The organism is Photorhabdus aballayi, from assembly GCF_026153155.1.
Taxonomy (GTDB): domain Bacteria; phylum Pseudomonadota; class Gammaproteobacteria; order Enterobacterales; family Enterobacteriaceae; genus Photorhabdus; species Photorhabdus luminescens.
Genome location: NZ_JAPFCD010000010.1, coordinates 44648 through 57218 on the forward strand (window position 1 = coordinate 44648; position 12571 = coordinate 57218).

A 12571-nucleotide genomic window follows, 5' to 3' on the forward strand; every position below is an offset into this window, starting at 1 on the left:
AGTCATTCTTGATCACACATATCAACCCACTTGGCTCGATGGATTTATTATCTCAACTTGAAGTAGATATGCTAAAGAGTACCGCAAAAAGTGATCTGTATCGCCTGTTCCGTAATTGCTCACTGGCCGTACTCAATTCAGGTAGCCAAACTGATAATAGTAAAGAGCTGCTCTCTAAATACACCGATTTTGAAATTAACGTACTGCGCCGTGAGCGTGGAGTGAAACTGGAACTGGTGGACCCTCCAGAAGACGCATTCGTTGATGGAAAAATTATTCACTCACTACAAGCTAACCTATTCGCAGTTCTGCGGGATATCTTGTTTGTCCATACACAGATTAGCGATCCAGGACAACAGGATTATTCCGATTCAGAGAATAGCGCACATATCACCAACAGAATATTCTCTATTCTGCGCCATGCCAGAGCGCTGCATACCGATGACGATCTCAACATGATAGTCTGTTGGGGAGGCCACTCAATTAGTAAGCCAGAGTATCAGTATGGCCGTAAAGTCGGTAACCAGCTTGGGTTACGCGGACTGAATATCTGTACTGGCTGTGGCCCCGGGGCAATGGAAGCGCCGATGAAAGGCGCGGCTGTCGGCCATGCCCAACAGAATTATAAAAATAGCCGTTTTATTGGTATCACCGAGCCATCAATCATTGCGGCTGAACCCCCAAATCCATTAGTGAATGAGCTGATTATCATGCCAGACATCGAAAAACGTCTGGAAGCTTTTGTTCGTATTGCTCATGGTATCGTTATTTTCCCCGGAGGTGTCGGTACAGCGGAAGAATTACTTTATTTGCTAGGTATTCTGATGAATCCAGAAAATCAGGAGCAAGTACTGCCATTAATTCTTACCGGGCCAAAGGAGAGTGAGGACTATTTCCAAGTTCTGGACGAATTTATTGTTCACACATTGGGTGAAGATATGCGACGCTACTATCACATCATCATTGATAATGCGCCTGAAGTTGCCAGAATAATGAAAGAAGCGATGCCATTAGTGAGAGATAGCCGCCACAGTACTGGTGATGCATATAGTTTTAATTGGTCAATGAAGATCAATTATGATTTGCAACAGCCGTTTGAACCCTCCCATGAAAACATGGCTGATCTTAATCTCCATCCTGATCAACCACCTGAAAAACTGGCAGCGTCGCTGCGCCGGGCTTTTTCTGGGATTGTTGCAGGTAATGTGAAAGAGGTGGGTATTCAAGCGATTGAAAAACAAGGTCCATTCAAAATCCACGGGGACGTTAAAATAATGCGCCATATGGATAAGCTATTGAAAGACTTTGTGGAACAGCATCGAATGAAACTACCGGGAGGCACCGCCTACGAACCTTGCTACGAAATTATCAAATAAAATTACCTGAAAAAAATATCTGCGCTCCACGGATGGAGCATTACGCTATTTAAAGTGGCCCTATATGATACACCTTCTTATTGTTGATGCACTTAACCTTATCCGACGCATTCATGCTGTACAGGGCAGTCCATGTATTCCTGCTTGTGAACATGCATTAAGACAGCTTATCCAACACACTCACCCCACACATGCCGTCGCAGTATTCGATGAAGAGAATCGCAATCACAGTTGGCGTCACCAAATACTACCTGACTACAAAGCCGGCCGTTCGCCCATGCCTGACAACCTGCAACAAGAAATGCCGCAAATCAGGGCATCATTTGAGCAACAAGGCATTGCCTGCTGGCACGCAAAAGGGCATGAAGCTGACGATCTAGCAGCGACATTGGCCGTAAAAGTGACTTCGGCTGGTCACAACGTGACGATTGTTTCTACTGATAAAGGGTATTGCCAGTTACTTTCACCCAATATCCGTATCCGTGACTACTTTCAAAAACGCTGGCTAGATATGCCATTTGTTCAACAAGAGTTTGGCGTTTTACCAGAACAACTACCTGATTATTGGGGGCTTGCGGGGATAAGCAGCAGTAAAATTCCGGGGATTCAGGGGATCGGGCCGAAAACCGCTGTCACTTTACTACAACAGGCCGGTACACTGGATAATCTGTTCCAGAACCTCGACCAACAACCCGAAAAATGGCGCAGTAAACTAGAATCCAATAAAGAAATGGCGTTTATCAGCCGGGAAGTTGCGTCATTACGTACCGATCTGACTTTAAGTGGTAATCTGCAACAACTCCGGCTGACAACAGCAACTTAACGAAAATACTTCGCTATCTTATCCAGATGTTCGCCTTTTAATTCTCCGGCCTCACTAAGCAGGCCGACCCAAGATTTAATATAATTGTATTTTGCTTGTGAGAGATCACGTCGAGCAGTATATAACTGCTGTTCAGCATTCAAGACATCCACATTAACCCGCTGCCCAAGCACAACACTTTTACTGGTTGCATCTACCTGCAAGCTAGCTGACTCAACCGCCATTTCATAAGCACCGATCCGTTTTTCACTATTTAGGTACTGATTATAATTGCGGCGTAGTGCATTAAGGATTTCTCCAGCCTGAGCATCAAGATCATATTTAGTCCTGCCATAGTGGGCCGCTGCCTGACGTACAGAGGCAGATGTAGCACCACCATTATAGATATTCATACTCATCCGCAAGCCAATGGTATCGGTTCGATATTTTTGATCTATGGTATTATCGCTACTGGATTCGTTTTCAGAATGGGAAGCGTAGAGCTCCAGCCTAGGTAAATAACCCGCCCGATTACGCTGCACTTCATGGTACGCGGCTTGCACTTCCTGACGAGAAGCAGCCAAAACCGGGTTGTTAGCCAATGCCAATTTTTCCCACTCCTCATAACGCTCAGGCGACAACCTCAATATACGGAAACGCTTTTTATCTGACAGCCGTTGCACAGGCAAATCAACAGGGAGGGGAGCGCCCACAATTAGCTGTAAACTTCGGATTGCCGCATCCAAATCGTCTTTGGCTGCTATCTCATCGGCAATCGCCTGACTGTAACGGGATTGCGTTTCCACCACATCAGTACGTGTCCCTTCGCCAGAACTAAACAACTTCTTATTCAGTTCCAGTTGCTTTTCATAAGCCATTTTCTGCCGTATAACTAAATCAATCTGATCCTGTGCATAAGCCACATCCACGTAAGCATTCACGACCCGCACAGCCAATTGCTGAAAACTTGCCCGAAAACGCTCATTGCTCATCAAAGTGTGAGCCTGGCTGGCTTTATAGCGAGCCCATATTTCAAAATCGATCAACGGCTGAGTCAACACAACAGCCGCATTATAACTGCTATATTGACGATCCCGGCTGCTAGTTGTCTTCCTGCCCCAGATATCATACCCAACAGACTCCATATGTTGCCAATTCCGCGGTGAATTCTGATAAGACATTATGACCTTAGGTAACAACTCTGCCCTGCCGAGCTTTTCATACTCTTCACCGCCTTCCCGCTCTTTCACGGCAGAGAGAAAAGTAGGATCATTTTCTAACGCCAGCGCATAAGCCTCAGTCAAACTCAATGCCGATGCAGGAAAAGAGAACAGACTGACGCTGAAAAGAATCAGTAAACCAATTGATAAAGAAGTGTTATTCAGTTTCATAATCACTCCTCTATCAACGATGTTGAAGCCCGATCCCACAATGGCTTAAACAGATAACTTAACAAAGAACGGGAACCCGTTTTAACAAAGACTTCAACCGGCATCCCAGGTCTGATATCCAACCCTTTTAGTTTTTCCATCCCCTTAGGAGAAACAACTACTCTCATCTGATAATAAGGTTGGCTAGTGACTGGATCGACCAACCTATCCGCGGAAATCACAGCAACTTTTCCTTCAACTTTTGGCGTCCGATTTTGGTTAAAAGCGGTGAACATCAGATCCACATCTAACCCTTTGCCAATCTTATCCGCCAAATTAACTGCAACACGCGTTTCCACTTCAAGCGCCATCTGGTTCGGCAGAATTTCCATCAATTTTTCGCCGGGAGCAACAACCCCACCTTGGGTAAAAATATTTAATCCCACAACCGTGCCGTCAACCGGCGCAACAATTGAGGTATGAGTCAGTTCAAACTGTGCCGTATCCAGCTTATTTCTATATTCACTGGCAGAGACCTGAACCTCCGCTAATTGCGTGCGCACTTCCCGCTGATAGTCTGCTTTGCGCTGAATAATGCGCTGTTGTGTTTCCTGTAACTGTTTTTCAAGCTGACCAGCTCGTCCTGCCATTTCCGCTACGCTGCTATTGAGTTCAGCCTGTTCACGCAGAAGTTCCAAATAACGATTACGCGGAAAATAACCCTCATCCGCTAAAGATTTGAGATTAGTTATCTGCTCTTTAAGCGCCGCTTGCTGCATACGCTTACTGATAAGAGAAGATTTCAGCCCTTTAATTTGAAAATCTATGCCTTCGACAGACTGCTCAAGCCCTTGCAAATCGCTTCTCAGCACCTCACGGCGTGATACAAAAAGTTGTTTTTGCAGTTCGATAATCTCATGCACCCGCGGTTCAGATTGTAATTGCTGTAATATATCGGGGAAAATTAACGCTTCATCGCCATGCTGCTCGGCCAATAAACGGGCTTCCGTCGCCAGCGTGGTATACAGTTGATCCTGAAGTGCGTCGACCTGCGCCTTTGCCTGCACCTGACTGAGCTGGACGAGTGTCTGACCCGCTTTTATTGTTTCTCCTTCAACAACCTTAATCTGGCTGATAATACCGCTTGCCGGGGCCTGAACTGTTTTACGATTGCCATCCACAACCACCACACCGGAAGATGCAACGCCTTTATCCAACGGTGCGAACGCGGCCCAAATGAGAAACCCCAAGATCCCCACACCAATCACTAACCATCCTAGTCTCAAAAAACGCCTTTCTTCCAAAGGCAACAGTCCTTTTTTATCTCTTACCGGCGTAACTTGATCAGACATATCCACTCCCGGACAGAAATCTCCGTCTCAGCTATTTGATATTATTATAATTAAATGCACATTTACCTATGCTAGCTACGATGCCTGCGCGACTGCTTTGGTTGCAGAATGTTCCTGACTATTATTTCTTTGCGATAAAGCGGCCATCACTTGCTGAGACGAGCCGAACATCTTCATTTTCCCCTGAACCAGCAGCAATATTTTGTTTGTCTGTGATAACAATGAGGTGCGATGAGTAATCACAATCACTGTTTTTCCTTGTGCTTTTAGCTGAGAAATCGCCTCATTCAGTGCTCTTTCCCCTGCCTCATCCAGACTGGAATTAGGTTCATCCAACACCACCAATGACGGCTCGTCATATAGCGCACGAGCAAGACCAATTCGCTGTTTCTGACCGCCAGATAACCCCACGCCTCCGGCGCCAATTACGGTGTCATAACCCTTATCAAGGGCCAATATCAGCTCATGAACGCCCGCTTTTCTTGCCGCTTGCACCACCTTTTCCGGCTCCACTTCATTAAAACGAGCAATATTCTCAGCAATGGTGCCCCCAAATAGTTCAATATCTTGCGGCAAATAGCCGATTGAGGAGCCCAATTCATCTTTATTCCATTGATAAATATCTGCATTATCTAAACGAACAACGCCTTCTTGTGCAGGCCATATTCCTACCAGCAACCGAGCAAGCGTCGATTTTCCGGACGCACTGGGGCCAATTAATCCCATCACATCACCGGCATCCAACGAAAAACTCACATCCTCTAACACAACCTTACTGTTTCTTCCCGGAGGCGCTGCGGAAACTTTATCCACGGACAAATTGCCTTTCGGCGCAGGTAATGACATGCCGGGTTTCCGTTCCGGTTGTTGTTCCAGCAAATTGGTTAACCGCTGCCATGACAAACGCGCGCCACTCCAGCCTTTCCAGGCTTGAATCAGTTGTTCAATCGGTGAAAGCGCACGCCCCATCAAAATTGAAGCCGCAATCATCATGCCCGGCGTAATATGCCCACCAATCGCTAACCAGCCTCCTAATCCCAGGATCAGTGACTGCAAGGCCAAACGCACTGTTTTAGTGACTGAATTAATTACTGAAGCCCGCTCACTGGCAATGCGCTGGAAATTGAGAAAACGCTCATGTAATCCAAACCATCTCCGACGTAGCACTGGCAACATACCTAACGCCTCGATAACTTCGGCATTACGTAAATTAGTGCTGGCAAGACTCGCTGAACGTAGAGAGAGTTTACTGGCTTCGGATAACGGCTGACTTGATAGCCACTGATTCAGCACAGCCAAGGCAATCAATACCAGTGCGCCTCCCAATGACAACAGACCAAGCCAAGGGTTAAAAAGAAAAATGACCAGCAGATAGATTGGAAACCAAGGGGCATCAAAGAAGGCAAACAAAGCGTTACCCGTCAGAAACTGACGAATATTTGCCAAGTCATTGAGCATCTGGCCAGCATCCGTGGTGCCATTTTTCAGATTTGATTCATAAGATGCGGTATAAACCCGGTTATTCAGCTTCATATCAAGCTGGCTGCCAATGCGGATGACAATCATGCTACGGATATATTCCAGCATTCCCATCATGGTAAACATGCCGAGGGTAATCAGAGTCAACATCAGCAAAGTGATTTCATTACCCGACGGTAATACTCTGTCATAAACCTGCAACATATAAACAGACGGAACTAACATCAGCAGGTTAATAAAGGCAGTGAACAACCCAATAGCCCAAAATACCCGGCTACGAGCACGAATGACATCAGTAATTTCATCCTTCGGGAGCAGTAATTTCACACTATTTCCTTATTTTTATTTTTTTAAAAATATAACTATCCGATGTTAATGTGTTCTTCCTTATTCATTTTTCTTATTAGTCTTATTGGGCTTCATCATTAATTCCCGACCATCGGCAAAGCGGGCAAACCAACCATCTGGCTCATGAGCAAAGAAAGCCAAAGCACTTCCCTGTTCATCAGTAATTGTGAGGCCATCTGGAGTCGGCCGCCAACCGGCAGGCACTTCGCCAAACATATACGCCAAACAATCGTTATCACCATTAAGTGACCAAATTGATCCCTCTGGTAAGGGTTGGTCAGTCAATGACATATCACATTGTTGATGTTTATCCGATAGCTGCCACACGCCTTTCAATTCACTGGCGTGTGGGAGAGCAAGGCTACTTGCCATACTTCCTCCAGTAATGCTGAATGTAAGAGCAACAAAGAATGCAAATTTCAGATACCAAGCTGCAAAAACCATGCCGCCTCCAAACGAATAACCGCATCTAAATCAGATGCGGTTGTGTTGTTGTGTTATGCAAGAATGAAATCAGACTCTAATATCGGCTCTCCGACAATCTTCACCCAAAAATCATCGTAGGAAAATTTACCGCCCAAATTAATGGCGAAATCATTCACCTTATCAACAGTGTTATAACGAAGCACAGCTTCTCCAACTGCACCGGTAAATTCCTCTACAAATTTAACTCCCCCCTTCCCGGCTTCACCCAGATCGAACAGTGACACATCAATCTTGTCTTTACCGGAAACAAAGTCATGGATCCAATCACGCTCAAGAGGAGGCGATTCCTTGGCGCTCAGGTAGACAAATGTATCGTTGCCTTCTCCACCCCAAAGATTATCTGCTCCTAAGCCACCGTAAATGATGTCATCACCAGCCCCGCCTTTCAGAGTATTGGCGGCGTCATTCCCGATCAAAACATCATTACCGCTGCCGCCAATCGCATTTTCAATCGTGACGCCACGGGCAATAGAGACGTTTCCTTTTAGTCCACCGACATCGGAGAAAGAGGCTTCATTCAGATTGATACGTTGATCCTGAGTAAAGCCAGAGAAATCAAACGTATCATTGCCGCCTGTATCCCAAGCAGTGAACAACAGCTTGCTGTTCTCATCTTTTGCGGTATAGAAGTCACGATCGGTGTTGGAATTAAAACCATATACTGTGTCATCAGCACGGATGGTATTATTAGCGCCGTATACCGCTTGAATGGCAGAAATATCGTTAAGTAATGGTGCGGAAGAATAAATACCTTTAAAATCCTGACCAGTATTTTTCTCACTAAAATAACTCATGACGGTATAAGCACGGCTATCTTCAAAATAAGTAGCGCTGTTCTTATAAGTCGGGCTTACCTTATCAGACGCATTATAATCAGCCGGATGTTGCAACCCCAGAGTATGACCAATTTCATGAGTAAACGTCTGACGGCCATAACCGTTTACATCGATATCATTATTGGAGAAAGTACGGCTTTTTGCGTTATACCAAGTGCCTAACTGTGTTTTCTCCGGCCTTGGCAGATAAGCAAACGCGTAACTCCCCGTCAAACTAACATCAAAGAACCCAAAGGTGATATTCGCTTCTTTAACATCAGTGGTTTCAACGAAATCGATATTAGCAACATCGGCCCAAGATTGTATTGATAGTTTTGCAGATGCTCTTTGTGCTTCATTAAATGCTGAAAATTCAGAAATATGCCACGGCATATCATCTGGCTTACTTTCCAGGAAAGTATACTTTAATTGGAAAGCTTTAGATTTATCGTCGTCCTGATTCCCCCAACGATAATCACCCCGGATTAATTCTTTAGCAGCATCTTTACTAGGCTCATGCTCAACGACAATATTAGAATCCTTACCTGGTATATAAGCCTGTAACCATTTCAGCAACTCATTTGCTTTTGCTGAACCGCTAACGTCTTCCGAGTATGAAATTTTCTTCTTTAAAGACATATATTTCTCCATAAATTCAGGACTTAGATATAAAAATCTTTTTATTTTATTAAATACAAGTCAATAAAACCTGAAAACAACAGACCGACCTTGGTCATACAAATTAACAACTAAAATCCCTTTCACATAAACGTAACATTAAAGTTAATTATGTAAAAAGCAATTAACATATTTTTTTAATATAAACGTGATAAAAATAACATAAAACAAATAAGCAATTGTTTTATATAACATAACCATTTAAGGCGAAAAAAGTGCCGCTAATTTCTTTGTGGTATTTTCTTACTGATTAATTATCTATTTATTTAACTATCCATGCAGTAAACTTTAAAAAATTTATAGCATTATTATTGATAATTTTAATCAGCAATTATCCCAAGCCGTTATATGAATAGACAAAATCAGAATAATCGACCGCTTTTGACTGAAATATTGAACGATATGACGTATATACGAAAAGACTCTAAACCAGTAAACACCTAATATATTATCAAACAAATTAATAACAATTTAATAGAAACTTAATTAAATCAGTAAAAAATATATATCACAGAGCGGTTAACATTTCCTTTATTATACCCCCTGCCCCAATATAATTAATTCATATTTGTATTTTTTGAGCATAAAATAACAATATCAACATATATGATTAATTCATAAATATATTAAATCAAAAACAGAAATTTAATCTTATATAATATAAATATCATTTCAATATTAATATCACAAGTAATTTTCACACTTAAAATATTAATCAAAAAATTTATTTTCATCATTTTATAATTTTAATTCATCAAATTATCTCATATTAATTTATCGTTTAATCAAACGATTGCAATAATATATTTATTTTTCTATTTACCTTAAGTTAAGTAAAAAAATCAACAATTTTAAGACACAAATCATACAATATTTACTGTCACATTAAATAATAATCACCTGATAATAGAGTATTATGTAATACCTTCTTCACTGAAAAAATGAATTACATCCTCCTAATACACTCACTTTAGTCCACACAGTAACGAGAGATAAAAGGCAACAATGTCATTTAATATTGAAAAAAACGCCTCAGAATATAACGGAGGCGTTTTAGGAAATCTTATTTTATCGGTTTATTACAGAATAGTGATCAACAATCGCGAATTAGTAATCATTCCGGCTAGCTGCATAAGCAGACCAAATACGACGGACATGAACCGTTATTTCTTCCCTGTCATGATAAAGGTGTTTTGCCTGAATTTGTGCATTTATCCCCCCCTCTTTTAATTGCAAGTTCATTTTCTGCAAATTATGCGCAACTTCTTCATAACGCTTTTTCATCGGTAATTTGAGATTAAAAATCGCTTCCCGACACCAGCCATTAACCAACCAATCTGCCATTAACTGTGTCACTTTTGCTGGTTTTTCCACCATGTCGCATACCAGCCAATAAATATTTTTTGCCGAAGGTTGAAACTTAAAACCATCAACTTTGTGATGCCTAACCTGCCCGGTATCCATCAAGCTTTGCGCCATCGGGCCATTATCTACCGCATGAACCATCATGCTACGTTTCACCAATTGGTAAGTCCAACCACCGGGACACGCGCCTAGATCAACCGCATATAAACCGCTAGCCAGCCGCTCTTCCCATTCGTCATATGGGATAAAAACATGGAACGCCTCTTCCAGTTTTAATGTTGAACGACTCGGTGCATCCGAAGGAAATTTTAGCCGAGGAATACCCATATAAAATGGCGAGTTATTGTTACTGTAAGAATAACCAACATAACAGCAACCCGGAGCAATAAAGAAAACGTGTATTACCGGGCGGTTAACGCTTTCCCGCATCAGCAAGATCTTTTCCTGACGCATAGCATTACGCAATGGAACAGTAAATTTTCGGCAAAATTTTAATAACTCTTTGCTTTCATTAGTATCAGGCACCTCAACCCGTAACTCGCCTGCACGCTCAATGACGCCATGCAGCATACCTATAATCGGGCTTATCCGATCTTCAGGAGGCAAATCTCGCAATAATTCACCCACGACCAGCATCTGACGGGCAAAAATCAGCTCGCGAAATGGGATCTCACGAATCAGCCGATCAGCATCTTCATGTTGATAACACTCAAACAGGACATAGCCACTGTTATCTTTCACCCGGGCAAAACCGTAAATCTCTTTTTGACCCGCTTTATCAGTGATTTCTGCTGCACACTCTTTTTCAAAACCAGGGCGGCAATATAAAGCTATTTTATTCATGGCGAAGCGCCGATTTCCTTAGACGCAAAGCGCCAATTAATACTAAAAACCAGCCGATAAGAAAGCTAAATCCTCCAACTGGCGTAATATACGCAAAAAATTTAACCTGCAACAAGGCCATACAATAGAGACTGCCGCTAAACAACAAGATACCTACTGCAAAAAAGACGCCGCTCCAGTAAAACCAGAGCACCACTTTACGCATTAGCATGGCAGACATCGCCATCATTGCCAGAGTGTGAATACCCTGATATTGCAGACCAAGATCAATCCAACATATCTGATATTTTTCCATCATCGGAGATAATAAATGTGACCCTACAGCACCAAACGCCACATAGAAAAAACCACTAAGGCCAGCAAAGATAAGCATTAAACGACTATTCACTGTTATCTTCCTTTTTCATATTCTCTCTGAGAGCTTTTACCGCTCGTAATGCCTTATTCCATCCTTACTCATTGGTAATAAAGCCCAATTTCTCCTGCTCACTGGCTGCCTGCGCCAAAACCCATTGTCTGAACGCGGCAATTTTCCCCAATTCAGCCTGACTGTCATGACAGACAAGGTAAAATGCATTCTTACTCACTAACACATCATTAAATGGGCAAACTAAACGTCCCGCATCAATTTCAGTCCGAGCCATGACATTATTTGCCAGTGCAATACCCTGCCCGTGAACAGCAGCCTGGATCACCATTGCACTATGGCTAAATATCGGCCCTTGCTGAACATTTATCTGCGACTGCATATCAAGCTGGCGCACATACGCTTGCCAGTCACGACGAGAAGAATCGTGCAACAACGTATGACGCGCCAAATCTGCGGGAGTTTTCAAAGGATTCTCTCCAGTCAATAACGAAGGAGAACAAACGGGAAGCAAATATTCTGCGTAAAGACGATCAGTACGTAACCCCGGCCAATTTCCACGACCATAAAATATGGCAACATCAACATCATCAGCAAGCTTATCTTCTTCTCTATCTACCGCCTGTATTCTGACATCAATGCCTGGATAAGCTAAATTAAAACTGGACAGCCTTGGAACCAGCCACTGGATAGCAAAGCTAGGTGAAAGACTCACCGTCAAAGCCCCTTTAGCGCTTCTGGCTTGAAGTTTACGTGTCGCTTCATTTATCGCCGTGAATATCTCTTTAATGTCCAGATAGTAGCTTTGACCTTCTTCAGTCAACAATAGTGATCGATTGCGACGACGAAATAACTTCAACCCAAGAAAATCCTCCAGACTTTTCATCTGGTGGCTAACTGCGGCCTGCGTCACAAATAACTCTTCAGCCGCCTTAGTAAAACTTAAATGACGCGCCGCAGCATCAAAAACCCGCAACGCATTAAGTGGTGGTAAACGTTTGGACATGTGAGCCCTTATGTAATGTTGGCGATACCGGTAACTCTTTATATTTAGTTATTAGTTTTTGTAATCCGAATCATTATAAATTGTCCCTTGAGGATACACCAGTAAATCCCTATAGTGGCGCCACTTCCTAAGCCGGAACGAAAAGTGAATCAGCTTAACGCTATGAAACTTTTGGCTTTGTGGTTGTGATGTTGTGTTTGCAAGTTGTCTGGGAAACCAGACCCTGTAGCTTAAGCTACTGTTTTTTTCACTTCCTGTACATTTACCCTGTCTGTCCATAGTGA

10 protein-coding genes are annotated in these 12571 nt (G+C 42.9%); 2 read left to right on the plus strand and 8 right to left on the minus strand.

Going from position 1 to position 12571, the window contains the following annotated elements; translation table 11 throughout:
• The first annotated feature begins 8 nt into the window (after positions 1-8).
• Together ppnN and xni are read left to right on the plus strand one after the other, a co-directional pair.
• Positions 9-1376, plus strand: a complete 1368-nt coding sequence (gene ppnN, locus OO184_RS07635; RefSeq protein WP_265378660.1) for a nucleotide 5'-monophosphate nucleosidase PpnN — start codon at positions 9-11, stop codon at positions 1374-1376.
• A gap of 64 nt (positions 1377-1440) precedes the next feature.
• Complete coding sequence (gene xni / locus OO184_RS07640) at positions 1441-2199, plus strand: flap endonuclease Xni (RefSeq protein WP_265378661.1); 759 nt, start codon at positions 1441-1443, stop codon at positions 2197-2199.
• Here xni and OO184_RS07645 read toward each other — a convergent pair.
• The 8 genes from OO184_RS07645 to OO184_RS07680 form a co-directional block, all read right to left on the minus strand.
• Positions 2196-3569 carry a TolC family outer membrane protein gene (locus OO184_RS07645; RefSeq protein ID WP_265378662.1) on the minus strand — a complete coding sequence of 458 codons (1374 nt, stop codon included), beginning with the start codon at positions 3567-3569 and terminating at the stop codon, positions 2196-2198. The two genes, xni and OO184_RS07645, sit on opposite strands and share 4 nt — an antisense overlap.
• Before the next feature lie 2 nt (positions 3570-3571).
• Positions 3572-4900: an HlyD family type I secretion periplasmic adaptor subunit gene (locus OO184_RS07650; protein WP_265378663.1), complete on the minus strand. Its 1329-nt coding sequence runs from the start codon at positions 4898-4900 to the stop codon at positions 3572-3574.
• 75 nt (positions 4901-4975) lie between these two features.
• Positions 4976-6706 carry a type I secretion system permease/ATPase gene (locus OO184_RS07655; protein ID WP_265378664.1) on the minus strand — a complete coding sequence of 577 codons (1731 nt, stop codon included), beginning with the start codon at positions 6704-6706 and terminating at the stop codon, positions 4976-4978.
• A 60-nt stretch (positions 6707-6766) separates the two neighbouring features.
• The gene (locus tag OO184_RS07660; RefSeq protein ID WP_265378665.1) at positions 6767-7171 is read right to left on the minus strand and encodes a protease inhibitor Inh/omp19 family protein; all 405 of its coding nucleotides are present in this window, start codon (positions 7169-7171) and stop codon (positions 6767-6769) included.
• A 53-nt stretch (positions 7172-7224) separates the two neighbouring features.
• Positions 7225-8679, minus strand: coding sequence for a serralysin (gene prtA / locus OO184_RS07665; protein WP_265378666.1), 1455 nt, complete (start codon positions 8677-8679; stop codon positions 7225-7227).
• A gap of 1134 nt (positions 8680-9813) precedes the next feature.
• Positions 9814-10914: a 23S rRNA (cytidine(2498)-2'-O)-methyltransferase RlmM gene (gene rlmM / locus OO184_RS07670; protein WP_049583701.1), complete on the minus strand. Its 1101-nt coding sequence runs from the start codon at positions 10912-10914 to the stop codon at positions 9814-9816.
• A complete protein-coding gene (locus OO184_RS07675) occupies positions 10907-11302 on the minus strand; it encodes a DUF423 domain-containing protein (protein WP_049583702.1) in 396 nt (131 codons plus the stop codon). Before OO184_RS07675 ends, rlmM begins: the two co-directional genes overlap by 8 nt.
• 64 nt (positions 11303-11366) lie before the next feature.
• Positions 11367-12287, minus strand: a complete 921-nt coding sequence (locus tag OO184_RS07680; RefSeq protein WP_049583703.1) for a transcriptional regulator GcvA — start codon at positions 12285-12287, stop codon at positions 11367-11369.
• Positions 12288-12571 lie beyond the last annotated feature (284 nt).

What these genes read in the sequence shown, in the direction of transcription:
- xni (WP_265378661.1), top strand. Translation starts at nt 1,441, where the DNA reads ATGATACACCTTCTTATTGTTGATGCACTTAACCTTATCCGACGCATT.
- OO184_RS07645 (WP_265378662.1), bottom strand. Translation starts at nt 3,569, where the DNA reads ATGAAACTGAATAACACTTCTTTATCAATTGGTTTACTGATTCTTTTC.
- OO184_RS07650 (WP_265378663.1), bottom strand. Translation starts at nt 4,900, where the DNA reads ATGTCTGATCAAGTTACGCCGGTAAGAGATAAAAAAGGACTGTTGCCT.
- OO184_RS07660 (WP_265378665.1), bottom strand. Translation starts at nt 7,171, where the DNA reads ATGGTTTTTGCAGCTTGGTATCTGAAATTTGCATTCTTTGTTGCTCTT.
- prtA (WP_265378666.1), bottom strand. Translation starts at nt 8,679, where the DNA reads ATGGAGAAATATATGTCTTTAAAGAAGAAAATTTCATACTCGGAAGAC.
- rlmM (WP_049583701.1), bottom strand. Translation starts at nt 10,914, where the DNA reads ATGAATAAAATAGCTTTATATTGCCGCCCTGGTTTTGAAAAAGAGTGT.
- OO184_RS07680 (WP_049583703.1), bottom strand. Translation starts at nt 12,287, where the DNA reads ATGTCCAAACGTTTACCACCACTTAATGCGTTGCGGGTTTTTGATGCT.